Annotated in this window: 29 protein-coding genes and 1 tRNA gene; 19 read left to right on the forward strand and 11 right to left on the reverse strand. The window is 62.0% G+C overall.

Going from position 1 to position 24,906, the window contains the following annotated elements; all coding sequences use genetic code 11:
* Positions 1-5 precede the first annotated feature (5 nt).
* The 4 genes from ACZ89F_RS12420 to radC form a co-directional block, all read right to left on the reverse strand.
* Positions 6-710, reverse strand: coding sequence for a cytochrome c oxidase subunit 3 (locus tag ACZ89F_RS12420; protein ID WP_476092166.1), 705 nt, complete (start codon positions 708-710; stop codon positions 6-8).
* Positions 707-2,476 (reverse strand): cytochrome c oxidase subunit I, encoded by a 1,770-nt coding sequence (gene ctaD / locus ACZ89F_RS12425; RefSeq protein ID WP_476092167.1) that lies wholly within the window; start codon positions 2,474-2,476, stop codon positions 707-709. The genes ACZ89F_RS12420 and ctaD overlap by 4 nt, the downstream gene beginning before the upstream one ends.
* 21 nt (positions 2,477-2,497) lie before the next feature.
* Positions 2,498-3,382 carry a cytochrome c oxidase subunit II gene (locus ACZ89F_RS12430; protein WP_476092168.1) on the reverse strand — a complete coding sequence of 295 codons (885 nt, stop codon included), beginning with the start codon at positions 3,380-3,382 and terminating at the stop codon, positions 2,498-2,500.
* 153 nt (positions 3,383-3,535) lie between these two features.
* Positions 3,536-4,294: a RadC family protein gene (radC, locus tag ACZ89F_RS12435; protein WP_476092169.1), complete on the reverse strand. Its 759-nt coding sequence runs from the start codon at positions 4,292-4,294 to the stop codon at positions 3,536-3,538.
* 258 nt (positions 4,295-4,552) lie between these two features.
* Between radC and ACZ89F_RS12440 the strand changes: the two genes are divergently transcribed.
* Together ACZ89F_RS12440 and ACZ89F_RS12445 are read left to right on the forward strand one after the other, a co-directional pair.
* On the forward strand, positions 4,553-5,410 hold the full coding sequence (locus ACZ89F_RS12440) for a MipA/OmpV family protein (protein WP_476092170.1): 858 nt from the start codon (positions 4,553-4,555) through the stop codon (positions 5,408-5,410).
* A 17-nt stretch (positions 5,411-5,427) separates the two neighbouring features.
* On the forward strand, positions 5,428-6,195 hold the full coding sequence (locus ACZ89F_RS12445; protein ID WP_476097272.1) for a response regulator: 768 nt from the start codon (positions 5,428-5,430) through the stop codon (positions 6,193-6,195).
* Here ACZ89F_RS12445 and ACZ89F_RS12450 read toward each other — a convergent pair.
* Positions 6,162-6,611 (reverse strand): hypothetical protein, encoded by a 450-nt coding sequence (locus ACZ89F_RS12450; protein ID WP_476092171.1) that lies wholly within the window; start codon positions 6,609-6,611, stop codon positions 6,162-6,164. The genes ACZ89F_RS12445 and ACZ89F_RS12450 overlap by 34 nt on opposite strands.
* A 6-nt stretch (positions 6,612-6,617) precedes the next feature.
* Here ACZ89F_RS12450 and ACZ89F_RS12455 point away from each other — a divergent pair, with 6 nt between their 5' ends.
* Positions 6,618-7,517: a sensor histidine kinase gene (locus ACZ89F_RS12455; protein ID WP_476092172.1), complete on the forward strand. Its 900-nt coding sequence runs from the start codon at positions 6,618-6,620 to the stop codon at positions 7,515-7,517.
* A gap of 25 nt (positions 7,518-7,542) precedes the next feature.
* Here ACZ89F_RS12455 and map read toward each other — a convergent pair whose 3' ends face one another.
* On the reverse strand, positions 7,543-8,370 hold the full coding sequence (gene map, locus ACZ89F_RS12460) for a type I methionyl aminopeptidase (protein WP_476092173.1): 828 nt from the start codon (positions 8,368-8,370) through the stop codon (positions 7,543-7,545).
* Between the two features lie 200 nt (positions 8,371-8,570).
* On the opposite strand from map, the gene ACZ89F_RS12465 reads away from it, so the two are divergent.
* The 7 genes from ACZ89F_RS12465 (at position 8,571) to ACZ89F_RS12495 (ending at position 12,611) form a co-directional block, all read left to right on the forward strand.
* Positions 8,571-8,993: a hypothetical protein gene (locus tag ACZ89F_RS12465; RefSeq protein WP_476092174.1), complete on the forward strand. Its 423-nt coding sequence runs from the start codon at positions 8,571-8,573 to the stop codon at positions 8,991-8,993.
* A 47-nt stretch (positions 8,994-9,040) separates the two neighbouring features.
* Complete coding sequence (locus ACZ89F_RS12470; RefSeq protein ID WP_476092175.1) at positions 9,041-9,346, forward strand: hypothetical protein; 306 nt, start codon at positions 9,041-9,043, stop codon at positions 9,344-9,346.
* Between the two features lie 160 nt (positions 9,347-9,506).
* The gene (locus tag ACZ89F_RS12475) at positions 9,507-9,803 is read left to right on the forward strand and encodes a DUF982 domain-containing protein (protein WP_013532001.1); all 297 of its coding nucleotides are present in this window, start codon (positions 9,507-9,509) and stop codon (positions 9,801-9,803) included.
* A 217-nt stretch (positions 9,804-10,020) separates the two neighbouring features.
* On the forward strand, positions 10,021-10,284 hold the full coding sequence (locus ACZ89F_RS12480) for a DUF6074 family protein (RefSeq protein ID WP_476092176.1): 264 nt from the start codon (positions 10,021-10,023) through the stop codon (positions 10,282-10,284).
* Positions 10,285-10,545: 261 nt separating this feature from the next.
* The gene (locus tag ACZ89F_RS12485) at positions 10,546-11,772 is read left to right on the forward strand and encodes a DUF7305 domain-containing protein (RefSeq protein WP_476092177.1); all 1,227 of its coding nucleotides are present in this window, start codon (positions 10,546-10,548) and stop codon (positions 11,770-11,772) included.
* Between the two features lie 19 nt (positions 11,773-11,791).
* Complete coding sequence (locus tag ACZ89F_RS12490) at positions 11,792-12,217, forward strand: TadE family protein (protein ID WP_476092178.1); 426 nt, start codon at positions 11,792-11,794, stop codon at positions 12,215-12,217.
* The gene (locus ACZ89F_RS12495) at positions 12,207-12,611 is read left to right on the forward strand and encodes a TadE/TadG family type IV pilus assembly protein (RefSeq protein ID WP_476092179.1); all 405 of its coding nucleotides are present in this window, start codon (positions 12,207-12,209) and stop codon (positions 12,609-12,611) included. The genes ACZ89F_RS12490 and ACZ89F_RS12495 overlap by 11 nt, the downstream gene beginning before the upstream one ends.
* A 367-nt stretch (positions 12,612-12,978) precedes the next feature.
* On the opposite strand, the gene ACZ89F_RS12500 is transcribed toward ACZ89F_RS12495, so the two are convergent.
* Positions 12,979-13,221, reverse strand: coding sequence for a hypothetical protein (locus tag ACZ89F_RS12500; RefSeq protein ID WP_476092180.1), 243 nt, complete (start codon positions 13,219-13,221; stop codon positions 12,979-12,981).
* Between the two features lie 155 nt (positions 13,222-13,376).
* Between ACZ89F_RS12500 and ACZ89F_RS12505 the strand changes: the two genes are divergently transcribed.
* The gene (locus ACZ89F_RS12505) at positions 13,377-13,508 is read left to right on the forward strand and encodes a hypothetical protein (RefSeq protein ID WP_476092181.1); all 132 of its coding nucleotides are present in this window, start codon (positions 13,377-13,379) and stop codon (positions 13,506-13,508) included.
* Positions 13,509-13,599: 91 nt separating this feature from the next.
* Here ACZ89F_RS12505 and ACZ89F_RS12510 read toward each other — a convergent pair whose 3' ends face one another.
* The 4 genes from ACZ89F_RS12510 to ACZ89F_RS12525 all read right to left on the reverse strand — a co-directional run bounded on the left by ACZ89F_RS12510 (position 13,600) and on the right by ACZ89F_RS12525 (position 17,572).
* Positions 13,600-13,890 (reverse strand): hypothetical protein, encoded by a 291-nt coding sequence (locus ACZ89F_RS12510; RefSeq protein WP_476092182.1) that lies wholly within the window; start codon positions 13,888-13,890, stop codon positions 13,600-13,602.
* Positions 13,891-13,978: 88 nt separating this feature from the next.
* Positions 13,979-14,053 (reverse strand) — tRNA-Glu (locus ACZ89F_RS12515).
* 223 nt (positions 14,054-14,276) lie between these two features.
* Positions 14,277-15,521 (reverse strand): YcbK family protein, encoded by a 1,245-nt coding sequence (locus tag ACZ89F_RS12520; RefSeq protein ID WP_476092183.1) that lies wholly within the window; start codon positions 15,519-15,521, stop codon positions 14,277-14,279.
* 215 nt (positions 15,522-15,736) lie between these two features.
* Entirely contained in the window at positions 15,737-17,572 is a 1,836-nt protein-coding gene (locus ACZ89F_RS12525; protein WP_476092184.1) for a PHA/PHB synthase family protein, read from the reverse strand.
* Positions 17,573-17,669: 97 nt separating this feature from the next.
* Here ACZ89F_RS12525 and ACZ89F_RS12530 point away from each other — a divergent pair, with 97 nt between their 5' ends.
* The 8 genes from ACZ89F_RS12530 (at position 17,670) to recJ (ending at position 24,879) form a co-directional block, all read left to right on the forward strand.
* Entirely contained in the window at positions 17,670-18,062 is a 393-nt protein-coding gene (locus tag ACZ89F_RS12530) for a hypothetical protein (protein ID WP_476092185.1), read from the forward strand.
* Between the two features lie 60 nt (positions 18,063-18,122).
* Positions 18,123-19,340, forward strand: coding sequence for an LL-diaminopimelate aminotransferase (locus ACZ89F_RS12535; RefSeq protein ID WP_476092186.1), 1,218 nt, complete (start codon positions 18,123-18,125; stop codon positions 19,338-19,340).
* 46 nt (positions 19,341-19,386) lie between these two features.
* On the forward strand, positions 19,387-20,700 hold the full coding sequence (locus tag ACZ89F_RS12540) for a homoserine dehydrogenase (RefSeq protein WP_476092187.1): 1,314 nt from the start codon (positions 19,387-19,389) through the stop codon (positions 20,698-20,700).
* A 136-nt stretch (positions 20,701-20,836) separates the two neighbouring features.
* Positions 20,837-21,193: a hypothetical protein gene (locus ACZ89F_RS12545; protein ID WP_476092188.1), complete on the forward strand. Its 357-nt coding sequence runs from the start codon at positions 20,837-20,839 to the stop codon at positions 21,191-21,193.
* A gap of 72 nt (positions 21,194-21,265) precedes the next feature.
* Complete coding sequence (locus ACZ89F_RS12550; protein ID WP_082525241.1) at positions 21,266-21,433, forward strand: Thivi_2564 family membrane protein; 168 nt, start codon at positions 21,266-21,268, stop codon at positions 21,431-21,433.
* A 204-nt stretch (positions 21,434-21,637) separates the two neighbouring features.
* On the forward strand, positions 21,638-22,621 hold the full coding sequence (gene glpX, locus ACZ89F_RS12555; protein WP_136619476.1) for a class II fructose-bisphosphatase: 984 nt from the start codon (positions 21,638-21,640) through the stop codon (positions 22,619-22,621).
* A gap of 73 nt (positions 22,622-22,694) precedes the next feature.
* Complete coding sequence (locus tag ACZ89F_RS12560; RefSeq protein WP_476092189.1) at positions 22,695-22,919, forward strand: DUF6434 domain-containing protein; 225 nt, start codon at positions 22,695-22,697, stop codon at positions 22,917-22,919.
* A gap of 175 nt (positions 22,920-23,094) precedes the next feature.
* Positions 23,095-24,879, forward strand: coding sequence for a single-stranded-DNA-specific exonuclease RecJ (gene recJ, locus ACZ89F_RS12565; RefSeq protein WP_476092190.1), 1,785 nt, complete (start codon positions 23,095-23,097; stop codon positions 24,877-24,879).
* Positions 24,880-24,906 lie beyond the last annotated feature (27 nt).

The following is a 24,906-nucleotide window of genomic DNA, read 5'->3' on the forward strand; positions in this document are numbered from 1 at the left end:
CCCCCTTAGGTCAGCAACTGTCGGCAAATGTCGATGAACGTCGCGGCCCAACCTGCCAGCAGGGCGAAGATGGCGAGCCAGACGAAGAGCAGGAAATGCCAGTACATGGCGCACAGTTCGACACTGAGACGAAGCCGCTCCGGCCGCGCTCCATTCCAGGCGCCGGCGGTCGTTCTGCCGAGGCCCACCAGCCCGCCCAGTATGTGCAGGCCATGCATGCCGGTGATCAGGTAGAAAAAGCTGTTGGCCGGATTGGAGCTCAGCAGATAGCCATCTTCGGTCAGCTGTCGCCATGCGATCAGCTGTCCGATCAGGAAGGCGAGCGCCGTGAGCCCGGCCGTGGCAAGGCCGAGCCTGACCATGTCGATCTGCCGCTTGCGCGCGGCGACGACGGCGCATTGCAGCGCGATGCTGCTCAAGACCAGCACGCCTGTGTTGAGCCAGAGCAGGCGCGGCAGCGGCAGCGGCTGCCAGTCCGACACCGCCATCCGCATGAAATAGGCGCTGGTGAAGAGCGCGAACAGGCAGCCGACGACGGCGAGGAAGACACCGAGGCCGATCTTGGCGGTGGGCAACGCCGACCGGTCGAAGCCGACAAAATCGCTGGCCAAGCCTTGTTCGAGCCATGGCTTGGTCATCAGCCTCTGGTGCGAAAGCCACCATCCGGCAAAGCCGGCGATGACGAGCAGGAAGACCAGGATGACGCTCATGCCGGCTCCCTTGAGGGGCCGAAGGAGCCCGGCATGTTCTGCGGGATGAAATCCTCCTTGGCGCCCGGTACGCTGTAGTCATAGGCCCAGCGATAGACGATCGGCAGGTCCTTGCCGAAATTGCCGTGGGCCGGCGGTGTTTGCGGTGTCTGCCATTCGAGGGTCGTGGCCCGCCACGGATTGCCGCCGGCCTCGCGGCCATGGCGGATGCTCCAGATCAGATTGAACAGAAACACCATTTGGGCAAAGCCGACGATGAAGGCCATGATGCTGATGAACGAATTCAGATGGTGGGCCGACTCCGTCATAACTGTCATGTCGGTCAGTTCAGCGTAGCGCCGCGGCACACCCATCAGGCCGAGGTAGTGCATGGGGAAGAAGATCAGGTAGGCGCCGAGGAAGGTGACCCAGAAATGGAACCGGCCCAACGTCTCGTTGAGCATCCGGCCGGTGACCTTCGGGTACCAATGGTAGATCGCGCCAAAAACCACGAGGATCGGGGCGACGCCCATGACCATATGGAAATGGGCGACGACGAACATCGTGTCGGACAGCGGAACATCGACGACGACATTGCCGAGGAACAGGCCAGTCAGCCCGCCGTTGACAAAGGTGACGATGAAGGCCAGGGCAAAGAGCATAGGTATGGTGAGATGGATGTCGCCGCGCCATAGGGTCAGCACCCAATTGTAGACCTTGATGGCGGTCGGAATGGCGATGATCAGCGTCGTGGTGGCGAAGAAGAAGCCAAAATAGGGGTGCATGCCGCTGACATACATGTGGTGCGCCCAGACCACGAAGCTGAGTGCGCCAATGCCGACGATGGCCCAGACCATCATCCGGTAGCCGAAGATGTTCTTGCGTGCATGGGTGCTGATCAGGTCGGATACGATGCCGAAGGCCGGCAGCGCCACGATGTAGACCTCGGGATGGCCGAAGAACCAGAACAGGTGCTGGAACAGGATCGGGCTGCCGCCATTGTGCTGCAATTGCTCGCCCATCTCGGAGATCGCCGGCATGAAGAAGCTGGTTCCGAGGACGCGGTCAAGCAGCATCATCACGCTGGCGACGAACAGCGCCGGAAAGGCGAGCAGCGCCATGACGGTTGCGGTGAAGATGCCCCAGACGGTCAGCGGCAGGCGCATCATTGTCATGCCGCGCGTGCGGCCCTGCAGCACCGTCACCACATAGTTCAGGCCGCCCATCGTGAAGCCGATGATGAACAGGATCAGCGAGGAGAGCATCAGGATGATGCCCCAGTCCTGGCCGCCTGGTGTGCCGCTCATGATGGCTTGCGGCGGGTAGAGCGTCCAGCCGGCCCCCGTCGGTCCGCCGGGCGCAAAGAAGCTCGACACCAGAACCAGCACGGCGAGCAGGTAGATCCAGTAGCTCAGCATGTTGACATAGGGAAAGACCATGTCGCGCGCACCGACCATCAATGGGATCAGATAGTTGCCAAAGCCGCCGAGGAAGAGGGCGGTGAGCAGGTAGATGACCATGATCATGCCGTGCATGGTGATGAACTGGTAGTAGGCTTCCGGGGTGATGAAGTCGAACGTACCAGGGAATCCGAGTTGCAGCCGCATCAGCCAGGATAGAACCAGAGCAACAAGGCCGATTCCCGTTGCAGTCGCCGAATACTGGATGGCGATAACCTTGGCGTCCTGCGAGAAGACGTATTTCGTCCACCAACTGTGCGGATGGTAGAGTTCCATTTCCGCGACTTCGGCCGGTGGAATGCCGTCTGCAGGCGTGATGTCGACCATAGGAACACCTCCGTGTCCTTTTCAGCGAGACCCGACCGTTTCGAGCCTTGCTGCAATTTTCAAACCTGACGCCGTCGTCTTGCCCGGCGCCTGGTCTACCGAGCCTGTCTGCTGGGGTGGCGACAATTGGGCGAAAGTCTGCTGCTGACCAAGCCAGGCCACGTAGTCTTGCTGCGTGTCGACCATGACCACACCATGCATCAAAGGATGGCCCTGGCCGCAAAGTTCGGCGCACAAGACCTGAAAGGTTCCGGTCCTGGTCGGGGTGAACCAGAAATAGGTGACCGAGCCCGGGATCATGTCCATCTTGGCGCGGAATTCCGGCACATAGAAATCATGCAGCACATCGATCGAGCGGAGCAGCATCTTGACCGGTTTGCCGACCGGCAGATGCAGATCAGCCGCTTCGACCACGACATCGTCCTGACCATTGGGATCGCTGGCAATCACGCCCAGCGGGTTGTCAGCGGTGACGTCGCGGGTGTCGGACGTGCCAAGCTTGCCGTCCTTGCCGGGCAGACGGAAACTCCACTGCCACTGCTGGCCGACGACCTCGACGTCGGTTGCGTCGCTCGGGACGTTGACAAACCGGCTCCAGACGAACAGGCCGGGAACCAGCAACGCCGTGACCCCAACCGCGGTGACGATCGTCAGCCACGATTCGAGCCGTTTGTTCTCTGGTTCGTAGGCGGCCCGGTTTCCTTCCCGATGACGGAAGCGGAAGACGCAATAGGCCATGAACAGGACCACGGCAGCGAAGACGACGCCGGTGATCCAGAAGGTGATGATGATGGTGTTGTCGATATAGGCCCAGTTCGAGGCAATCGGCGTCCACCACCATGGGCTCAGGAGGTGAAACAACACTGAGCCCACGACAATCAAAACGAGTACAAGCGCTACGGCCATGTCCCGTTCCTCCCGGCATTCCAAGGGGCGCGAAGCCGTCCCGGGAAATACCAAGTTCATCATGCTCTTTTTGCGGTCGAAATTCCAGAGCCGACTATCTCTAGGGAAAAATGCCGGCTTTTGCCGCCGCGACCCCTCCGAGAAGAGCCGGCCCTAGATCAGCAGCAGACCCTTCATGCTGGCGTGTCCCTTCCGTCCGATGATGATGTGGTCGTGCACGCCAATGCCCAGGCGCTTGGCCGCGTCGATGATCTCCTTGGTCATCTCGATATCGGCCCGCGATGGCGTCGGGTCGCCTGACGGGTGGTTGTGCACCAGGATAATGGCGGTCGCCGAGAGTTCGAGCGCGCGCTTGATCACTTCCCGGGGGTAGACCGGCGTGTGGTCGACAGTGCCCGTCTGCTGCACCTCGTCGGCAATCAACGCATTCTTCTTGTCGAGGAACAGGATGCGGAACTGCTCGCGCGCCTCGAAGGCCATGGCTGAGCGACAATAGTCGAGAAGCTGCTGCCAGGACGAGAGGATCTCGCGGCCGTGGACCTCGCCGCGTGCCATGCGCTGCGCCGTCGCGGCGACGATTTTCAGGTCGAGTGCCACCGCCGGGCCGATGCCCTTGACCTCCTGCAACAGGCCGAGAGGCGCGCCAAGCACTTCGGCCAGCGTGCCGAAGCGCGCCAGCAGCGCCTTGGCGACCGGCTTGGTGTCGGCGCGAGGGATCAGGCGAAAGAGCAGAAGTTCCAGCAGTTCGTAATCGGGCAGGGCGTCCGGACCTGCCGAGGCAAAGCGCTCGCGCAAGCGGTCGCGATGACCGATATAGTGCGGCTTCTCGTCTACCGCCTTGGCTTTCGCTGTTGGCCGCATCGGTGCTTCGGAGAAGAAACTCCGCTCGTCGTCGTCGCCGGTGTTGCCCATATGCCGCCCACACTCCTCCGATGCGGACATTAAAACCGTTCTCGGCTGGATTGAAAACCGTTCTGTTCTGCGAACGTGAGACGACCGGCGCGGGCGTCATGCCGGCTTGTGTTGTCAACTTCCGGCTTCTCTCGCACGGGCGCCAAGATGAGACCAAGATTGCGCAACAAAACTTAACATCACTTCATGCATGCGGCCATTTTCACCTGAAATAGTCGGAGCATCAGGGGTTCACCGCCTCGCTGTTCTGGAGCACGCATGTTCGCCAAGATCGATTCTGGAATGTTCGCTGGCCGGGCCTCTCTTGCGGCGATGGCAGTTCTGTTTTCAACGCATTCGGGGATCGTGCTGGCGGCCGACGCCATTGCAGTCGATACCGACGATTTGATCCCGCCGCCCGAGCCTTCCCGTTTCGGGCGCATCGAACAGAAATTGGCCGACTGGCATGTCGTGCTTGGCGGTGGCGCCATCATCGTCCCCAAATACGAGGGCAGCGACGAGTTCAAGATCATGCCGGTGCCTTTCGTCACGGCAACATTCCGCGACACAGTGACGATCGATCCGACAGGCGCCAACATCGCCGTCTATGACCAAGGGCCGTTCGCATTGAGCGCGCGGCTTGGCTATGAGATGGGCCGCAAGGAAGACGACTCCGATCATCTGCGCGGCTTGGGCGATGTCGACATGGGCGCGACAGTCGGCGCGAAGGCCGCGGTGAAGTTCGGCCCGGCTGAAATCTTCGCACAACTGGACAAGACCATCGGCGGCAGCGATGGCCTGTTGGGCACGGTCGGGATCGAGGTGAGCCAGCCTCTGTCGCAATCGTTGATGATCGGCGCCAGCGCATCCGTTGTCTTCGCCGACAAAAATCACATGCAGGCCTATTTTGGCGTCACGCCGGAACAGTCGGCTCGTTCGGGGCTGGCGCGCTATGATGCCGGCGCCGGGTTGAAGCGCGCCGATTTTTCCGTCTCCGCCACATATATGCTCAACGAGAACTGGATGGTGCGTGGCCAGGCGGGGGTCGGCATTCTTGTGGGTGACGCCGCCGACAGCCCTATTGTCGTCGACAAGATCCAGCCTTCTGGGATGCTTCTTGTCGGATACAGGTTTTAATGCCCAAACAGGTAACGATGCAGGCTGCGGCAAACGCGAGCCGGAGCGATTTGAGCGCCGAGTTCAAATCGGCAAGGCAAGGTTCGCGTATCCTCATTGTCGAAGACGATGTCGAGATCGCGCGCATGCTGGGTGAGACACTCACCGATAACGGCATGATCGTGGAAATTGCCGAGAGCGGCGTCGAGATGAATGCCGCGCTTCGCAGCCAGAAATTCGATCTCATCGTGCTTGATGTCATGCTGCCGGGTGAAAACGGTCTCAGCATCTGCCGCCGTCTTCGTGCGGGAACGAACATTCCGATCCTGATGCTGACCGCGCTTGGCGAAGAAATCGACCGTATCTTCGGACTGGAAATCGGCGCGGATGACTATGTGACGAAACCATTCAGCGCGCGCGAGCTGACGGCCAGGATACGGGCGCTGCTGCGCCGCACGGCCTATGCTCCCGACGAGCGGGACCGGTCGAAGGTGCTTCGCTTCGACGGCTGGAGTCTCGACCCCATACGCCGGCGACTGCATGATCCGAACAATGCGCGGGTCGCGACCACGACGCATGAATTCGACCTGTTGCTTGCGTTCTGCCGCAATGCAGGCCGGGTTCTCTCGCGCGAGGAGCTTCTTGGCGTAACCCATGCCGGGCTCGCCGGGCCGATCGAGCGAAGCATCGATGTCCATATCAGCCGGATCCGCCAGAAGATCGAAAAGGACGCGCGCGATCCGATGCTTCTCAGGACCGTTCGGCTGGGTGGCTACATCTTCACCGCGACGGTGGAGGAAGCATGAGGGTTTTCGTCCGCCGTTTCCTGCCCCAATCCGTGCGTGGGCAGTTTGCGGCAATCATTGTCCTCGCGTTGGTTGTGATCCTGTCCGTCGGATCGGTCGTCGAAAATTTTATAGAGAACGTCGACCTTCCGGTCCTTGACGATGGGGCCAGACGGGCTGCCGTTGTTGCTGCCTTGTTGCGCGAAACGCCAACGGAAGCGCGTGGCGCAATTCTGGCTACGGCTAGGCGAGCTGGTTTTGATTTCAAGGTGCTGCCCAAGGAACAGATACGCAGCATTCCATATTCTTATCTGCAATGGCGAAGTATCGAATGGCTTTTCCGTATCGACAGGGGGGCCGTTGATGGGCGCTGGATAAGGATCGGTGGCCGATACGCGTTTGTCCTGGACCTGGACCAGCGGGACGTCCTGGCTCATTTCGGCATGCCCGATTCTTTACTGACATCAGGCTTCGTCCGCACCTTGTTCTATAGGTTCATGGGTTTCGTCGCCTTGCCCCTCCTGATCTGGCTGTTTGCGGTATGGGCGGTGACGGACCCGTTGAAGCGCATCTCGGCGGCAGTCGGTTCGACCGAGATCGAGAATAGCGACCAGCTTTTCGTCGAACGCGGCTCCATTGAGATGATCGGTCTGGCGAGCGCGCTGAACAGGATGAGAACGCGTATCCGGACGATGATCGAAACCCGCACGCGCATGTTGCGCAGCGTCAGTCATGATCTGCGCACGCCTTTGACGCGGCTGCGGCTTCGCGCCGAGCGCATGGATGACGGCCCCGTTCGAACCGCGATCCTGTCCGATGTCCAGCACATCGAAGTCCTGATCGACGAGACCCTGACCTATCTGCGCAACGATGTTTCGACGGAGAAGCTGCAGCGCGCCGACATTGCCAGCGTTCTGCAAACCGTCTGTGCTGAATTCTCCGATGTCGGGTTTCCGGTCTCATATTCCGGACCGGATCGGCTTCTGGGCTGGTGCAAGCCCAATGCGCTGGCGCGGGCGATCGCCAATCTCTGCGACAACGGGGTCAAATTCGCTGGCAATGTCACTGTCGCCCTGACGGCGACCGATACGACGGCACGCATCACGGTTGGCGATGACGGGCCGGGCATTCCGATGACGGCGCGCGCTCGTGTTTTCGAACCGTTCTTCAAGGAAGATGCGTCGCGCGGCATTGCGTCGAAGCATGGCTTCGGCCTGGGTCTTTCGATCGTTGCCGACATCGTCCAGGCTCACGGCGGCAGGATCGAATTGCAGGACAACCAACCCAACGGACTGGTCGTCACCATCGACCTGCCGAATGATCCAAGTGCCCAACCGTCATAGACGGCCTTGTGCCGGGTAAGACGGTTTAAGCCGGCAGGCCGGGGCGGTCGAGCTTTTTGGGCGACAGGGTGAAAATCTCGCAGCCGGTGTCGGTTACGCCGATCGTGTGCTCGTACTGCGCCGACAGCGAGCGGTCGCGCGTCACCGCGGTCCAGCCGTCCGACAGAACCTTCACGTGCGGCCGGCCGAGATTGATCATCGGCTCGATGGTGAAGATCATGCCAGGCCGCATCTCGACGCCCTCATTGGCACTGCCATAGTGCAGGATGTTCGGTGCGTCATGGAAAAGCTGGCCGACGCCGTGGCCGCAGAAATCGCGCACCACCGAGCAGCGCTCGCCCTCGGCATAGGTCTGGATGGCGGCGCCGATGGCGCCGGTGCGGGCGCCGGGCCTGACCGCCGCTATGCCGCGCATCAGGCATTCATGCGTGACTTCGAGCAGGCGCTCGGCGGCGCGCTTGATCGTGCCGACCGGATACATGCGCGAGGAATCGCCGTGCCAGCCGTCCAGGATGTAGGTGACGTCGATGTTGACGATGTCGCCATCCTTGAGCGGCTTGTTGTCGGGAATGCCATGGCAGACGACATGATTGATCGAGGTGCAGGACGATTTCGTGTAGCCGCGATAGTTGAGTGTCGCCGGCAGCGCGCCATGGTCCATGCCGAATTCGAAGACGAAGCGGTCTATTGCTTCAGTGGTGACGCCGGGCTCGACCATCGGCACCAGTTCGTCGAGACAGCGCGCGGTGAGATCGCATGCCTTGCGCATGCCGGCAAAGCCGTCCTCGCCATAGAGGCGAATCTGGCCGGTGTTTCTGAGGGGTGCCGTGGCGGCGTCGAGATAGGTGACCATTTTGTCCGTGTAGCCGGTAGGACCCTGCAAGAGGGCCGACGTGAAAATCTCCCCAGATTTGGCACTTGAGGGCGAAAGGTTCAAGGAAGAACTGCCTGATGCAGCCGTGCATTCGGGATATTCGCCTTGCATGGGCTAATGTCTTGCCGGGTTTTGCCCGGTTTGCTTTCCTTTCTGGCCATCGTGCGGTAGGGCGGGTGATGTTTTCGAGATCGCGCCCCTTCACGGCCGCCAGGCAAGCCAGATGGCTTGAAGCGCCGCTGACGGCAGCCTGCTCATGCCTGATGGGCATGGTGCTGCTGGCGATGCTGTGCCTCGGCCAGCCGGTGGTGCCAGCCTTCCCGGATAGTGCGCTGGGCGGCGCCAGCGTCGGTGTCGAGCGGTCTGGCGAGGTGGCGGCGCTGCTGCGTGTCACCGGCAAGGCGCAAGCGCTGGAAGTTCGCGCCGTCCGTCCGGCCCTGGTCAAGTTCGCCGGCGGCCACCCCGCTCTGCCGGTTCCCGACGTTGTCTTCCTTTGGGTCGAACGGACGCCGCCGAGAGCGGGTGTTTCGGGATACGGGACAGCCTCGGTTCTGAGAGCGAGCACCAATCAGCCGCGCGCACCGCCGAGCATCGCGGCCTGAGCGGTCCAGAACCGCCCCTTCACCCCATCACTATCCCTGTTCGCGTCGTGATCGTGCGGCGGCTGTCGGCCGCGCCGCGGTCGCGTGGCGCGTCATTTCCGGACTATTTTTCAATGCAACAACGGATCAAGACTTTCAAAACCCTGTCGCGTGCGGCCTCGGCTGCCGCGTTCCTCTGTGTCCAGGCGCTCATCTGCATCGGAACCATCTATTGGGCGGTTGCCGAGACGCTCGGCCTGTCGGCGATGGCGGCCCTTGTTCTCGGCTGCATCTTTGCTGTGCCGACGATATTTGTGCTGATTACCGCCATTCGCATGGCTTTCGACGCGGAGACGGATCCGGCGAACCAGTGAGCGCAGTCGCCCAAAGCATATCCTCGAGTGCGCGATTGTTTTGGGCGACATGGCGGTTCAGCGACCCAAGTGGCGACACATTTCTGGGCCAAAAGCCGGTCAAAGCAACTTTTGACGACGAATGGCGTTGCCTCGGTGACGCCAATTCGGGAGCTAGGAAATGGACAGACTGCAATTCGAGGTGCCGGTGCGCATCGCACCCGCGCCCGGCCTGCCAGTCGAGGAAATTTACGGCGTCGAGCAGGCGCTCGATTTTCTTCAGGACTGGCCCGCGCGCCGTCAGGGCCCGATCTATCAGAAAGCGTTCAACGCCTGCTTTGGCGCCACGGTGGACGTGGTCAAGACCGAGGATGCGTGCCGGGCGTTCATGGCGTTTTGCCGGGCGAGCGGACTGATGGCCAGGGACATGATGACGCCGCGCAAGCGCGGCGGCGAGGCGAGGGCGCTCCAGGCCTGAGGGCCGTCGCCCGTTTCGCCTGCCCGATTGCAACGCCAACGATGGTGTTTGAACGCACACGGCGATGTCGTGAGCGTATCGCCGCGCCCTTTTGTCCCCGACGATCGCACCAGGCGCACCAACGTCATCGTCGTTAAGCTTCCGTTTCCACCTTCCCGGCTACGCCATTGCTTGTTGGCAATGGTTGATTCGTTGCGTCAGTCTCATGGTTCGGAAGATGTCCCCAGAAAAAGTTCGTGCATTCCCGATCGACCGTCAGGTGTTCTTGGTCAGAGAGGTTGCCACCAAACTCGGCAATCTGCATGGCGAGACCGCCACCTCCTTCTGGAGGGCCAAGGCGTCGGAGTTGCTCGATCTCGTGGTCGGATCCGGCAGGGACAAAACAGCAGCCAGCGATGAAGTGCGCAGGTTTTTCCTGGCCGTACAGCGAGAGATGTTGGCCGGAACGGCTGCGGAGTCGATGCCAATTCTTTCCGCTTAAAGAAAATATCGCGGATCTGGCTTCTATTGAGTCCTCCAATAGCGGCCGTGTCTTGATGGCGCTGGCTCCATTCGCCCGCCAAGACACGCGACTATGAAAAGAGCTCGCACCGGGCGAACTGGCGCAGGCAAGGAGCGTCATGTCCAAAATCCGTCGATCAGTCGATGAATCCCCTTCTTTGGAAGCCAATGGATCACCGATCAAACAATGAACGGAACTTTTAGCCATTCGTTAATATATGCGTGATTTCTAATCTATGTCATGGCTTTCAATTGCTTCACCCCAATTCGGCTTATGGCGGACGGTATATGCCGGAGCACGGGCGCAAATGTTGCCACCATCTTCGCCCTGACCTTGCCGATCGTTGCCGGCGCCGCCGGCTTCGGTGTCGAGACCTCCTATTGGTATTACAACAGCCTGAGATTGCAGGCGATGGCCGATGCCGCCGCCTATGCCGGCGCGCTTGAACAGATCTCGGGTTCCGACAAGCCGACGATCATCGCGGCCGCGACCCAGTCGGCCACGTCGAACGGGCTGGGTTCGGGCACGATCGTCGTCAATACGCCGCCGGCGTCCGGACCGAATACAACGAAGAAAGCTGTCGAGGTGATCGTCGGCCAGAAGCTCGACCGGATGTTCACCTTGATCTTCACGCAGGCCCAGGTTCCCGAGCAGGCGAGGGCGGTGGCCCTCATCACCGACGCCTCGAGCGCCTGCATGCTCGCGCTCGATCCATCCGCTTCCCAGGCGGTGCTGTTTTCCGGCAGCACCAGCGTGAAGCTCATCGGCTGCTCGGTGATGTCCAATTCGATCGCCTCTGATGCCATCAAGCTTCAGGGCTCGGCGGGGCTCCAGGCCGATTGCCTGCTATCGGCGGGCGGTGTCTCCCTCAGCAATCCTGTCACGACCGTATGCGCGGCCCCGATCACCCAGGCACTGCCTGCCGCCGATCCATTTGCCGGCCTACCGGCTCCAACGCCCTCGCCCCCCTGCCAGAACGATAACAAGGCGACGCTCAGTCCAGGCACCTATTGCAGCGGCATGACGCTGAAGGGCAATGTCTCGCTTTCGCCTGGCGTCTATGTCGTTCAGGGCAGCTTCAAGATAAACGCCAACGCGGCCATCACCGGCAGCGGGGTGACCATCTTCATGTCGGGCAGTTCGACGGTCAGCATGAATGGCAATGCCTCCGTGCAGCTCAGCGCGCCGACTTCTGGCACCTACTCAGGCGTCCTCTTCTACGGCGACAGGACCGGTACCAGCGCATCCAGCACATTCAACGGCACAGCGGACTCGCTTTTGACCGGAGCCATCTACTTCCCCAAGCAGCAAGTGAACTATCTTGGCAACTTCTCGGGCAATGGCGGCTGTACCCGGGTCGTCGCCGATACGATCCAATGGTCTGGGAATTCAACCATCAATCAGGATTGCACGAGTCTGGGAGTGCCCAACATTCCGGCCGCGCGGTCCGTTGCACTGGCCGAGTAGCCTCGTGGAACGCCGATCGATGCCGATCCTTGGCGATGATACGGGCGTTGCGGCGGTCGAGTTCGCGATGGTGCTGCCCATCCTGTGCCTGGTGCTGCTTGGTATTCTGGACGGCTGGTCCTACGTGACGAGTTCGCTGTCGATGCGCGCCGGCGTCAAGACTGCCGCGAACCTGGTCATGGGCGGATCGAACGATGATACGGTGATCAAGGCCATTGCCATTTCGAGCTGGCAGAATCGGCCGGAGGACGGCCAGGTCACGCTGACCCGAATTCATATGTGCGCGACGACCGTGGTCGACGCTGCCGCCTTGTGCAGCGGGTCGAAGGTGCCATCGATCTATGTCCAGATCCAGGCATCGGCCACCTGGGTGCCGCCCGTTGCCTTCGGCGCCTTTGCTGCTTCCACCACGATCGGCCACCAGGAGATGATCCGTGTTCGCTAGGGCAAGCGCGTTCGAGCGGGATCGATCGGGCGGGGCGGGGCTGGAGTTCGCGGTGATCGCGCCCTTCCTCATCATGCTGCTGTTCGGGATCTTCGCCTTCGGCTGGTCGATGCACTCGGTCTCCACCGTTCGCTACACGCTGGAGACGTCATCGCGCTCGCTGCAGCTTCAGAACACGTTGACCCAGGCCGATATCCAATCGATCGCCACGCAGAAATTGCAGGCCCTGGGTTTGAAGGATGTGAACGTCACGATCGCCATCGACCCGGTGAGTGGCGGCTTCCGCATGGCGCATCTCACCGCCACCTACGCCTTTGTCATCGATTTCCCTTACTTCACCGACTTCCCGATCAACTACGCGACAACCGTCACCGTGCCGCTGGTCGGCGGCTAGGCTCTGGCAGGACAGCGATCGGCGAGACCGCGCGCTTGGGGTTCTGCTTACCTGTAAGCCTTGAGCGCGATCAAACCACAGAGGATGATTATCGCCATCAGGATCAGCGGCCACGACACGATGCTATGCGATAGACGCCTCCGGCGACCGCGCAGGGCTCGGTCTCGCCAGCGTTTAGCCTGATCAGCCCCTATGTTTAGTTATCCTTTTCCCCATGAGCAGAATGCAACTCAGCTGCATGAACGGTCGAGCGAGCATGCCCGTCCGCGAAGCTGGACGGAATGGGGGTGTGGGGCCTCATGCCCTACGTCTTCCTTGTGTTGGCGCCAAAGCCGCGCGCGCGAGGACATTCGCCGCTTCCCAAAGGTCAGAGACTGAGCGTCTGACTGGCTTCCAGATGCATCAAAACTACCGAAGGTGCGATCGTCACGTCCGTGTCACGTTGTCGGGTGGCCTCGACCAAAACGGCCGCTGCCTGTTCAACCCGATCGGCCGCATGGTCGACCTGGTCGAGCTTCTTCGCCAGGCGGCCGCGCAGGGTCGAAAGCCGTGTTGCGTGGTAGGCGGCGCTTCGCTTTCGGCCGTCCAGGGTGAGCGGTTCAAAGAGCATCGTGACGGCTCCTCACTGTACGATGGCCACCTATACGCCGCCTCTTCACGGTTCGCGATTCCCTCAAAAGGAGAACGCCATATCCCTTTGGTCCCGACCCGGCTCCTCCTCAGAGCTGGGTCCGGGTATGGGTGCTAGTCGTTCTGGATGACCACGTGGCGATGGCGACGCGAGCGCTTGATAACGACGGGGTCGCTGTTATGCTGGTGCCAATGGCGCTTGCCGTTATCATAAAACGCTTCGGTGCCGGTATTGCAGCCGAAAATATTCTCCCAGTGATCGGATGACGATCAACAGGGAGAATGCCAATTTGAAATCTATGCAAGCCGTGCGTGGGTGGGGCGAGTCATAGTTAGAGCCGTTCGCCCTTATCCAGCCCTAGCCGTAAAGCCAAGGCATAAGCGCCATATCGCGGCGGTGCGCGCCCCTCCATTTCGCCTCACCCCATCGAGACATACCCCACACCGCAGTCTCGGTCGGAACTCGAACATGCGTAACTGCGGTGACCATGGCTTGGAGAGCGTTTCGCTTTGTGGGATCGGATGTCCGCTCGATTTCGTCGTTCTGGATATGCGTGATCACAGGCTCCCATTCTGCTGGGATTGAGGCAGGATCGATCGAACCTTCCACGAGATGGTTGAAGACATTTGTGTCCAGCATCACCTTCATGGGCCAACTCCAAAGCCAATGTTCGCTGAAATCCGCCTGCGTTTATTCGGCGCATCGGTATCAAAACTAACTAAGACATTGAAAAGCCTGGTACGCCCAAGGGGAATCGAACCCCTGTTACCGCCGTGAAAGGGCGGTGTCCTAACCGCTAGACGATGGGCGCGCTCAGACGAAGCGGCTTATACTGGCGTTGTGCGCAACCGGCAACCCGTCAGGTGCCACCTTGGACAACTTTTTTCCGAGCCTTGTAATCAAGGATCTCGCTATGTCCGGCAAGGTGCGGAATTCTGCTCTGCTGCACTCGTCGGCTACCGTCCTGGCATGGATTCCAGGGTCTTCGCGACGGAGCTTCGCTCCTGCTTCGCCCTGGGATGACGAAGTTGCCGCTAGCCGTCGCCACCACCGCTGCGCCGGCGGCAGCGCCAGTTCCAGTCGCGCTCCGGACCGACGTCGACGTGAACCGATTCTGTGTGGCAGTAGGTGCCGACACCGCCGCGGCCGGGCATGCTTCTGATGTAGCTCGCCAGCTCCCATTTCGAAACGCCGGGCACCTGGATGTCGGCGGCGGCGCAATACATGTGCAGCGAATTCTTGGCGCCGTTGGCGCGCCGGTTGCGGGCCGGGTCGCGATAGCCTGACGTCACCGTCATCTTGCGGCCGTAGTGGCCTTCGATCGTCTTCAGCACGCGCACCAGCGACGGCTTCAGGCAGGCCACATCGACGCTCTCGTTCTGCTTGAGCAGCCCGTTGGGCGCCAGGCGGGCCATGCCGGCGGCGGACGCAACCTGATAGGAGCCGCCGACTGGTCCCTCATCTTCGTTGAGGTCGACGTCGCTTTCGTCGTCGAGGCCGGACTTGCGCTTGATTTCGAACAGGGCTGTCTGGCGCACGCCGGGCAGGGCGTCGCTGCCAGTGATGTGGTTGCTATCGCCGCCGAGCGAAGCCAGTTGCACCGGCTTTGCCGTGGAATTGGCCGAGGCCAGCGTGATGATCGGCTTTACCGCCGCCGGCGCCGCGTTTGCCTGCGCCGCAGGCTGTTCGCCCGACCTCGTGTTTACGAGAGGCGTCGCCGAGGCCGGCGTCGCGCCAAACATCGAGGCCAGAAAACCTTTTTTCCTTGGCGCTTCGGCCTGCGGCATCTCGCCAGCCGTCACATAGACCGGATTGTTCATGGCCGGAGCGGCTGTCGGCTTCGGCGCGTTCACGCCGGCATCGGCGGCGGCGATCTGCTGAGCAACCGTGTCGTTCTGCTGCGCCGTCTGCGCCTGCTGTGTCAGCGACTGCGGCGTGTTGCCGACGATTGTTTCGGCGCCGGCCGGCGTGGTCAACGGAAAGGCAGCTTGGGGATTGGCGATCGGCACATAGGCGACCTTCTCTGGCAGCGCCGTATCGCTCGCCGTCATCACGGTCGTCTGCTCGGTCGTGACCTCAGACGAATCGGAGGCGACGGTCGCCTTGCCGCTGGAGGCAGCACTTATGTCTGATGCGGTGGCATTGTAACCGGGCATTCCGACCGACATCGTCGGGTCGCCAGCCGAGGTGCAGGAGGCCAGAAGCAAGGAACAGAGCGCTGCCACAATGGCGCGGCGTTCTCCCTTTGCGAGGCTCCATCCTGCTGATTTCAAAGCCAAATTCCCCCTCGATGTCCGGTCGGCATGTCCTTGGCGCGGCACGCATACGTCGCTGTCAAGGTGACCTTTGTCTCCGATCCGGAAACGAGACCTGTGTCAAATCCGCAAGCCTGGAAGTATTTTGCAGTGATTGCCGAATTACGGCTGCTTGATGGTTGACGACACCATTTCGCCCGCTTTTACCGGCCCGTCAACTCACCAGACATTACAGTCCGTTACACACGCACCTTCACATAGGTACCGGGAGCATCCCCCAAGGTTTTCATATGCTTGCCGGGTTTGCGGGCCGGCACGCGGGTGTTGTCCTTGGCCTCTATCCAGCTCTGCCAGTGCGGCCACCAGGATCCTGGGTGGGCGGTGGCCTTGGCTACCCATTGGCCGAAGTCGCCCGTCGGCGTATCCCCGGTCCAGTACTGGTATTTGTTGGATGCCGGCGGGTTTACGACACCTGCGATGTGGCCCGATCCCGCCATCACGTACTCGACCTTGCCGCCGAAATATTTCGAGCCGAGGAACACCGAAAGCGCCGGCGCGATGTGATCTTCCTTGGAGGCAAGGTTGTAGACCGGGATAGTGATGTCGCCGAGCGAGACCGTGTGGCCCGCCAGCTCCATCATGCCTTGCGAGAGGTTGTTCTCGAGATAGCAGTTGCGCAGGTAAAAAGAGTGATTGGCCGCCCCCATGCGGGTCGAATCGGCATTCCAATAGAGCAGGTCGAAGGGCAGGGGATCCTTGCCGCGCATGTAGTTGTTGACGACATAGGGCCAGATCAGGTCGCCTGAACGCAGCATGTTGAAGGCGGTCGCCATCTTGGTGCCGTCGAGATAGCCCTTTTCGCTCATCGACTTTTCCACCGCTGCGACCTGCTCCTCGTCGACGAACACTTTCAGGTCGCCGGCATGGGTGAAGTCGACCTGCGTGGTGAAGAAGGTGGCCGACTTGATGCGGTCGTCGCCCTCGCGCGCCATCAGCGCCAGCGCCGCCGCCAAAAGCGTGCCGCCAACGCAATAGCCGATGGCGTTGACGTCGCGTTCGCCGGTGGCCTTCTCGACCGTGTCGAGGCCATATTGCAGGCCCTCGCGGATATAGGCCTCCCAACCCTTGGTGCCGTGGCGCTCGTCCGGGTTGATCCAGGAGATGACGAACACCGTGTGGCCCTGTTCGATCGCCCAGCGGATGAAGGATTTCTGCGGGTTCAGATCAAGGATGTAGAATTTGTTGATCCATGGCGGGCAGATCAGCAGCGGCCGCTTGAGCACCGTCTCGGTCGACGGGTCATACTGGATGATCTCGGCGACATCGCTGCGGCCAACCACCTTGCCAGGGGTGGTGGCGATGTTCCTGCCGATCTCGAAGGGTGAATAGTCGGCCTGGCGCAGCTTCAGGTCGCCCTTGCCGGCGGCGATGTCCTCGGCCAGCATCTTCATGCCGCGCACCAGGTTCTCGCCGTTCGAGGCGATGGTTTCGCGAAACAGCTCCGGATTGGTCAGGATGAAATTCGACGGCGAGATGGCGTTGGACACCTGCTTGACGTAGAAGCCGGCCTTGTGGCGGGTGTGCTCGTCCAGGCCTTCGGCGTGCTCGACCAGATCGGCCGCCCAGCGCGAGGTGACGAGATAGGCCTGCTTGAGAAAATCGAAGAAGGCGTTGCGGCCCCATTCGGGATCGAGGAAGCGCTTGTCGCCGCGCTCCGGCTTGACGGCGTCTTCCGTCGCTTCCGCAGCGTTGCTGGTGCGCTGAATGGCGTTGGCCCAGACCGTCATGTAGCCGGAGAACAACCGCGTCTGCGCTTCCAGCGCGCGCTGCGGATCGGCAAGCCAGTATTCGCTGAGCTTGGAGAAGGTCTTCACCATGTCGACGACCGGCTCGGCGACGTGATCGCGCACCTCGCCTTTTTCGCGCGGCTCGGCCCAGGCGGAAGCGGCTTTGCCGGCCTGCTCGATCATACGCGCCATGTTCAGGGCGAAGCGTTCCGGGTCCTTCACCAGATATTGCTCGACGGTCGAAGGCTCGTCATCTTCCGCTTTGCCCGAATCGGGTGTTTTGGACATGGTTGGCGGGGTTCCTCCCGAGGCCTTTTCTTGACATATTAACATGGGACATCCGACCGGGCCAATCTCGCTCTACCTCGGCTGCCAAGGAAACAATATGACGATTAATATTGGCGAGACTGTTTTTTTCGGCGCCGGACGTTTTTGCCGCATCGGCGCGGCGATCGTCCTCATGGGGATTGCCGGGTGTTCGAGCGCCAACACGAATGGCCCGACGCCTGTCGCCGCGGGCACGGGACCGAAGGATACCGGCACCTTTCCGAACCTGAACATCAAGCCGCAAGTGGCCGCGCCGCAGTTTACCGAAGCCGAGAAGAACGCCAAGCTAGCGCAGTTGAAGGCGGATGAGAATTCGCAGGCGGCAAAAGGCGGCGGCCCGAAGGTCGCCAACCAGGCCGCGCTGACGGATCTCGCCAAGAGGCATGGCGCCGAAACGCTGAAGCAGATCGAAGCCAAATGCGACCCCGCCCTCGACCCTACCTGCAAATAAGTATATAGCGCGCGCCCAATAGCCTTAGATTTCTTGGGCCCCTTTCTGTCTGGAACTGCCATGGAAGAATTTCACAAGGTTCGCCGGCTTCCGCCTTACGTCTTCGAGCAGGTCAACCGGCTCAAGGCCAGCGCCCGTTCGCGCGGCGCCGACATCATCGACCTCGGCATGGGCAATCCGGACCTGCCGACGCCCAAGGCCATCGTCGACAAGCTGTGCGAGGTCGTGCGCGATCCGCGTACGCACCGCTATTCCTCGTCGCGCGGCATTCCGGGCCTGCGCCGCGCCCAGGCCGCCTACTATAGCAGGCGCTTCGGCGTGAAGCTCAATCCCGATACGCAAGTGGTGGCCACGCTTGGTTCGAAGGAAGGCTTCGCCAACATGGCGCAGGCAATCACGGCGCCGGGCGACGTGATCCTGTGCCCGAACCCGACCTATCCGATCCACGCCTTCGGCTTCATCATGTCGGGCGGCGTCATCCGCTCGCTGCAGGTGGAGCCCGACGACGGCTTCATCCCGGCGCTCGAGCGCGGTGTCAAGCATTCGATCCCGAAGCCGCTGGCGCTGATCCTCAACTACCCGTCGAACCCGACGGCGCTGGTCGCCTCGCTCGATTTCTACAAGGACGTGGTCGCCTTCGCCAAGAAGAACGACATCATCATCCTGTCTGACCTTGCCTATTCGGAGATCTATTTCGACGGCAATCCGCCGCCTTCGGTGCTGCAGGTTCCAGGAGCGATCGACGTCTGCGTCGAGTTCACCTCGATGTCGAAGACCTTCTCGATGCCGGGCTGGCGCATGGGCTTCGCCGTCGGCAACGAGCGGCTGATCTCGGCGCTGACCAGGGTGAAATCCTATCTTGACTACGGCGCCTTCACGCCGATCCAGGTGGCGGCGGCACACGCGCTCAACGGCGACGGCGCCGACATCGCTGAGGTGCGCGATATCTATCACAAGCGCCGTGACGTGATGGTCGATGCCTTCGGCCGTGCCGGCTGGACCATTCCGGCACCGGCGGCGTCGATGTTTGCCTGGGCGCCGATCCCGGAGCCGTTCAGGCATCTCGGTTCGCTCGAATTCTCCAAGCTGCTCATCGAACATGCCGACGTGGCAGTGGCGCCCGGTGTCGGCTTCGGCGAACATGGCGACGATTTCGTGCGCTTGGCGCTGGTCGAGAACGAGCACCGGATCCGCCAGGCGGCGCGCAACATCAAGCGCTTCCTGTCGACCAGCGCCAAGCAACCCAACAATGTGGTTCCGCTTTCCGCTCACCGGTAAGTTTGCCGCACACCATTTCGATCTGACTTGAGGGACGTTGCCTTCCATGGCTGAAGCATTGCGTGTTGGAATTGCCGGCCTCGGCACGGTTGGCGCGTCGGTGGCGCGCGTGCTGCGCGACAAGGCGGCGGAGCTGACCCGCCAGTGTGGTCGTGACGTCATCGTCACCGCTGTCTCGGCGCGCGACCACAAGCGTGATCGCGGTGTCGATCTGAGCTCGGCAAAGTGGTTCGACGACCCGGTCAAGATGGCCCAGACCGCCGAAATCGACGTGTTCGTCGAACTGATCGGCGGCGACGAGGGGCCGGCGCGCTCATCGGTGAAGGCGGCACTCGAAGCCGGCCGTCACGTCGTCACCGCCAACAAGGCGCTGCTGGCCAAGCATGGCGTGGCGCTGGCCGAGATCGCCGAGAAGAAGGGCGTGCTGCTCAACTACGAGGCGGCTGTGGCGGGCGGCATCCCGGTCATCAAGACGATGCGCGAGGCGATGGCCGGCAATTCGGTCACCCGCGTCTTCGGCATCCTCAACGGCACCTGCAACTATATCCTGACCCGCATGGAGGCCGAGGGCATCTCGTTCGACGCCTGCCTGAAGGACGCGCAGCGACTGGGTTATGCCGAGGCCGATCCGACCTTCGACATCGAGGGCCACGACACCGCGCACAAGCTGTCGATCCTGACCAGCCTTGCGTTCGGCACAAGGATCGCCGCCAACGACATCTACATGGAAGGCATTTCCAACATCACCCAGGCCGACATCCGCGCGGCCGGCGATCTTGGCTACCGGATCAAGCTGCTTGGTGTCGCCCAGCGCACCGAGAGCGGCATCGAGCAGCGGGTGCATCCGACCATGGTGCCGACCGCCTCGGTCATCGCGCAGGTGCATGGCGTCACCAATGCGGTGGCGATCGAGACCGACATTCTGGGCGAGCTGCTGCTGTCCGGTCCCGGTGCTGGCGGCAACGCCACCGCCTCGGCCGTCATCGGCGACATCGCCGACATTGCCAAGAGCCGGCCCGGCTTCCAGCACGGTCCGGTCTTCGGCCGGCCGGCGAAGGAGCTGAAACCTTACAAGAAGGCGCAGATGCGCAGCCATGCCGGCGGCTACTTCATCCGGCTGACCGTGCATGATCGCATCGGCGTGTTTGCGGCAATAGCCAAGCGCATGGCCGACAATGACATTTCGCTGGAATCGATCGTCCAGCACGCGGTCAGCGGTGAGGCGGCCGTGCAGAAGACCGTGATCCTCGTCACCCACGAGACGACGGAGGCCGCCGTGCGCAAGGCCGTCGACGGCATCACCAAGGACGGCCATCTGACCGACAAGCCGCAGGTCATCCGCATCGAGCGGGCAGGGTAGTTTTCTCGCCCGGTAGTCGCGTGGGACAAGAATCTCGCAGGCATTGAGGTCCGGCCGGACGGCAAACAGCCGCGCCCGGCCGGAACGAATTCGCGCCGCCGCCGTTCTCTTGGTCAGCAACCAAAGGAACCGCTCTATGGCCGATACCAACAAATCCGACCTCCCGCATATCGACGATATCCAGAAGACTCTGGAAAAGCAGATTGCCGAACTGCGCAAGGAGATCACCAAGATCAACAAGAGCATTTCGGCGCGGAGCGCGGAGATGCTCGATGACGCCAGCGAACAGGCTTCCGATCTCTACGACACGGCGGCGGCCCGCGCGTCGCGCACCGCCCAACAGCTGCGCAGCCAGGCCCATGCTGTTTCGGAAGTCGCGCGCGAAAATCCCGGTACGACGACAGCCTTGGTCGGCGTGATCGGCCTGCTCGGCTTTTTGGCCGGCTTCGCCATTGGCCAGTCGACGAACGATACGTCGCGCCGCTGGTATTGACCGCGGCGCGATAGGGCCGCTTTCGCCGGCCCATTTTTTCTCTTTTCAGAACATCATTTTAAGGAGGGCACCATGGCTTCATCCGCGTTGATCAGCATCCTGATCACATTCCTCGTCATCATCCTCGTTCTCTATCTGGTTCAGCGCCTGCCGCTTGATGCCCGCATGAGGCAGATCGCCCAGGTCATCGTCATCATCATCGGCATCATTTCGCTGCTCAAATATCTTGCGGTTTTCTAGGCCGCGAAGGGCATCGATCTTCAATTTCTCATGCCGGCCCGGTTCCTTTCGACCGGGCCGGCGTCGTTTCAAGATGGTGTTTAATCGATTGATATTGCTGACTATTCGATAAAATTTTCGACGGGTCTTGCCGTTGTCATGCTCGCCTGACAAAACAGGCCCGCCTCCGGCGGGAGGCCGCATTGCCAACGAGGAAATCACCAGATGAATGTGGCCCAGAACATCGTCGCCGGTCTTGACCGGATACTCACCATGGAACTGGTGCGCGTCACCGAACGGGCCGCCGTCGCGGCCGCTAGGCTGCGCGGGCGCGGCGACGAAAAGGCGGCCGACCAGGTCGCCGTCGATGCCATGCGCCAGGAGCTCAACCGGCTTGCCATCAAGGGCACGGTGGTGATCGGCGAGGGCGAGCGCGACGAGGCACCAATGCTCTATATCGGCGAGGAGGTCGGATCGGGCAAAGGTCCGGCCGTCGATATCGCACTCGATCCGCTCGAAGGCACGACGATCTGCGCCAAGAACCTGCCCAATGCGCTCGCCGTCATCGCTATCGCCGAGAAGGGCAGCCTGCTATTTGCACCCGATGTCTACATGGACAAGATCGCCATCGGCCCGGGCTATGCGGACGGCGTCATCGACATCGACGCCTCGCCGGCCGAGAACATCGCCAGTTTGGCCCGGGCCAAGGGCGTCGCTATATCGGACATCACCACCTGCATTCTCGACCGGCCACGTCATGCCAAGCTGATCGATGCCGTGCGCGCCACGGGCGCCGCGATCCGGCTGATCGGCGACGGCGATGTCGCCGGCGTCATCCACACCACGGATCCGGAGGAAACCGGCATCGACATCTATCTCGGCACTGGCGGCGCACCCGAGGGCGTGCTGGCTGCTGCCGCGCTGCGTTGCACCGGTGGCCAGATGCAGGGCCGGCTGATCCTCGACACGCCGGAAAAGGTCGCCCGCGCGGCAAAGATGGGTATTTCCAATCCGAAACGGGTCTATCGGACGGAGGACATGGCGCGCGGCGATGTGCTGTTCGCGGCCACCGGTGTCACCGACGGCAATATGCTGGCTGGCGTCAAGTTCGGTCGCAATTACATCACCACCCACACGATCGTGCTGCGCTCGTCGTCGCGGACGGTGCGCGAGATCAAGGCCAGGCATCAGGACCTGGATAAGTTCTGACGCTCGCTTGCGAAGCCACCTTGCAATTGTTAGCCATTCGGGCGCATCCGATGCTGGCTGCAAGGATTTGACGATGAAACCGTTCGACTGGCACGCGGATACGATTTCGCGCGCCACCGCCATCACGAAGTCCTATCGCAACACCCAGAACGTGCGCCGCTTTCTCATCCGGGAATGCGGCGATGCGTTCAGGTTCGACCGGCCTTTCATGGCCTGGCTCAAGGACGGTGCGGACAAGACGATGGGCGATGCGGCCGACGAATGGCTTCGGCGTCAGGCTGAAAAGCGGAAAGCGTAGTTTTCTTGACATCATCCGCGACGGCGCACACCCGTGAACCGCTTGGCTTTGCCTGCCTTTGGCCTGAAGCGCATCGCGTTCACGCGACGCGCTTTGGGTTGTTGTTTCCCAAAACCGCTGCACACTTTTGGGCGACATGCACTATCGTGCGGCCAATCATGAGTTGGCAAAGCGTATGACCGGCGAAAAACGCCTCTTCCTCGATGTCAGGCAGTCGGCTACCGGAGTCTCCTGGGAGCACCGGCTGACCGAGCGGCAGGACATGATCGCGCTCGCTATCGCGCAGGGCCATGGCGTGCCTGACGTCGTCGCGCGGGTGCTTGCCGGTCGTGGCGTCACCGCTGAGCAGACCGAGCGATTTCTCGATCCGACGATCCGCGATCTTCTGCCGGATCCGGCATCGCTGACCGACATGGACAGGGCGGCGGCCCGCATCGCCGCCGCGGTTATGGCCAGGGAAAAAGTGGCGATCTTCGGTGACTATGATGTCGACGGCGCCGCCTCGTCGGCCTTGCTGAAGCGGTTCCTTGCGCATTTCTCGGTGCCGTCGGAAATCTACATCCCGGATCGTATTTTCGAGGGCTATGGCCCCAACCCCGACGCCATGCGCGAACTTGTTTCGCGTGGCGCGACGCTGATCGTCACTGTCGATTGTGGCACCAACAGCGCCGTTTCCGTCGATGCAGCCAACGAGGCCGGGGCCGATGTCGTCGTGCTCGACCACCACCAGGTCGGCGGTGCCTTGCCGGCGGCAATCGCCGTCGTCAATCCCAATCGCGACGACGATCTTTCCGGGCAGGGTCATCTCTGTGCCGCTGGCGTGGTCTTCCTCGCCCTTGTGCAGACGGCCAAGATCCTGCGCGGCCGCATGGCCGATGCCGCACCGCCGGACCTGCTTTCGCTGCTTGATATCGTGGCACTGGCCACCGTCTGTGACGTGGTGCCGCTGACCGGCGTCAACCGCGCCTTCGTGGTCAAGGGGCTGCAGATGGCGCGCCAGCAGAAGAATGAAGGGCTGGCGGCACTGGCACGGGTGTCGCGCATCGGCGAGCCGATCAGCACTTTCCATCTGGCCTATCTGATCGGCCCGCGCATCAATGCCGGCGGGCGCATAGGCGATGCCGCACTTGGCAGCCGGCTGCTTGCGACCGACGATCCGGTCGAAGCGCGCACCATTGCCGAGACGCTCGACCGGCTCAACCAGGAACGGCAGCTGATGGAGCAGGAGATGCTCGCGGCAGCGCGCGCCGAGGCCGATGCCGAGCTTGCCGGCGGCAATGGTCCGGCCATCGTCGTCACCGCCAGCAACAACTGGCATCCGGGCATTGTCGGCCTGCTCGCCTCACGGCTGAAGGACCATGCGCGGCGGCCGGCCTTCGCCATCGCCTTCAACGCCAACGGCGTCGGCACCGGTTCGGGCCGCTCAGTGTCGGGTTTCGACCTCGGCCGTCTGGTGCGCGAGGCGGCCGATGCCGGGCTGATCGTCAAGGGCGGCGGCCATGGCATGGCGGCGGGCATCACCGTGGAGCGGGCGAAGCTTGGCGAGCTCAGGGCGTTTTTCGAAGAGCGGGCGGCGGCCGATGTGTTCCGGCTGCAAGGCGAGGAAAGCCTGGCGATCGACGGCGCGCTTGCCGCCGAAGGCGCGACGCTCGGACTTCTCGACGCGCTCGAAAAGGCCGGACCCTTCGGCGCCGGGCATGCAGCACCCGTTTTCGCGCTGCCGCGCCATCGGCTGGCGGACGCCAGGCCGGTCGGCACCAATCACATCCGCGTCGAGCTGCAATCGGAAAGCGGCGGCCGCATCCAGGCGATCGCCTTTCGCGCCGTCGATACCGCGCTTGGCGAATTCCTGTTCAAGAGCCGGGGCAAGACAATCCACGTCGCCGGTTCGCTGTCGGGCAATTACTGGAACGGCGACCGCACGGTGCAGTTTCGCATTGTCGATGCGGCGCGCGCGTAAGAAAAATGCGCAGACGGTCGGCATATG

The sequence above is a fragment of the Mesorhizobium sp. USDA 3734 genome, from assembly GCF_056279665.1.

Bases quoted from the DNA above. Each gene is read 5' to 3' on its own strand.
- ACZ89F_RS12420 (WP_476092166.1), bottom strand. From the start codon at position 710: ATGAGCGTCATCCTGGTCTTCCTGCTCGTCATCGCCGGCTTTGCCGGA.
- ctaD (WP_476092167.1), bottom strand. From the start codon at position 2,476: ATGGTCGACATCACGCCTGCAGACGGCATTCCACCGGCCGAAGTCGCG.
- ACZ89F_RS12430 (WP_476092168.1), bottom strand. From the start codon at position 3,382: ATGGCCGTAGCGCTTGTACTCGTTTTGATTGTCGTGGGCTCAGTGTTG.
- radC (WP_476092169.1), bottom strand. From the start codon at position 4,294: ATGGGCAACACCGGCGACGACGACGAGCGGAGTTTCTTCTCCGAAGCA.
- ACZ89F_RS12440 (WP_476092170.1), top strand. From the start codon at position 4,553: ATGTTCGCCAAGATCGATTCTGGAATGTTCGCTGGCCGGGCCTCTCTT.
- ACZ89F_RS12445 (WP_476097272.1), top strand. From the start codon at position 5,428: ATGCAGGCTGCGGCAAACGCGAGCCGGAGCGATTTGAGCGCCGAGTTC.
- ACZ89F_RS12450 (WP_476092171.1), bottom strand. From the start codon at position 6,611: ATGAGCCAGGACGTCCCGCTGGTCCAGGTCCAGGACAAACGCGTATCG.
- ACZ89F_RS12455 (WP_476092172.1), top strand. From the start codon at position 6,618: ATGCCCGATTCTTTACTGACATCAGGCTTCGTCCGCACCTTGTTCTAT.
- map (WP_476092173.1), bottom strand. From the start codon at position 8,370: ATGGTCACCTATCTCGACGCCGCCACGGCACCCCTCAGAAACACCGGC.
- ACZ89F_RS12465 (WP_476092174.1), top strand. From the start codon at position 8,571: ATGTTTTCGAGATCGCGCCCCTTCACGGCCGCCAGGCAAGCCAGATGG.
- ACZ89F_RS12475 (WP_013532001.1), top strand. From the start codon at position 9,507: ATGGACAGACTGCAATTCGAGGTGCCGGTGCGCATCGCACCCGCGCCC.
- ACZ89F_RS12480 (WP_476092176.1), top strand. From the start codon at position 10,021: ATGTCCCCAGAAAAAGTTCGTGCATTCCCGATCGACCGTCAGGTGTTC.
- ACZ89F_RS12485 (WP_476092177.1), top strand. From the start codon at position 10,546: ATGGCTTTCAATTGCTTCACCCCAATTCGGCTTATGGCGGACGGTATA.
- ACZ89F_RS12490 (WP_476092178.1), top strand. From the start codon at position 11,792: ATGCCGATCCTTGGCGATGATACGGGCGTTGCGGCGGTCGAGTTCGCG.
- ACZ89F_RS12500 (WP_476092180.1), bottom strand. From the start codon at position 13,221: ATGCTCTTTGAACCGCTCACCCTGGACGGCCGAAAGCGAAGCGCCGCC.
- ACZ89F_RS12510 (WP_476092182.1), bottom strand. From the start codon at position 13,890: ATGAAGGTGATGCTGGACACAAATGTCTTCAACCATCTCGTGGAAGGT.
- ACZ89F_RS12525 (WP_476092184.1), bottom strand. From the start codon at position 17,572: ATGTCCAAAACACCCGATTCGGGCAAAGCGGAAGATGACGAGCCTTCG.
- ACZ89F_RS12530 (WP_476092185.1), top strand. From the start codon at position 17,670: ATGACGATTAATATTGGCGAGACTGTTTTTTTCGGCGCCGGACGTTTT.
- ACZ89F_RS12535 (WP_476092186.1), top strand. From the start codon at position 18,123: ATGGAAGAATTTCACAAGGTTCGCCGGCTTCCGCCTTACGTCTTCGAG.
- ACZ89F_RS12540 (WP_476092187.1), top strand. From the start codon at position 19,387: ATGGCTGAAGCATTGCGTGTTGGAATTGCCGGCCTCGGCACGGTTGGC.
- ACZ89F_RS12545 (WP_476092188.1), top strand. From the start codon at position 20,837: ATGGCCGATACCAACAAATCCGACCTCCCGCATATCGACGATATCCAG.
- ACZ89F_RS12550 (WP_082525241.1), top strand. From the start codon at position 21,266: ATGGCTTCATCCGCGTTGATCAGCATCCTGATCACATTCCTCGTCATC.
- glpX (WP_136619476.1), top strand. From the start codon at position 21,638: ATGAATGTGGCCCAGAACATCGTCGCCGGTCTTGACCGGATACTCACC.
- ACZ89F_RS12560 (WP_476092189.1), top strand. From the start codon at position 22,695: ATGAAACCGTTCGACTGGCACGCGGATACGATTTCGCGCGCCACCGCC.
- recJ (WP_476092190.1), top strand. From the start codon at position 23,095: ATGACCGGCGAAAAACGCCTCTTCCTCGATGTCAGGCAGTCGGCTACC.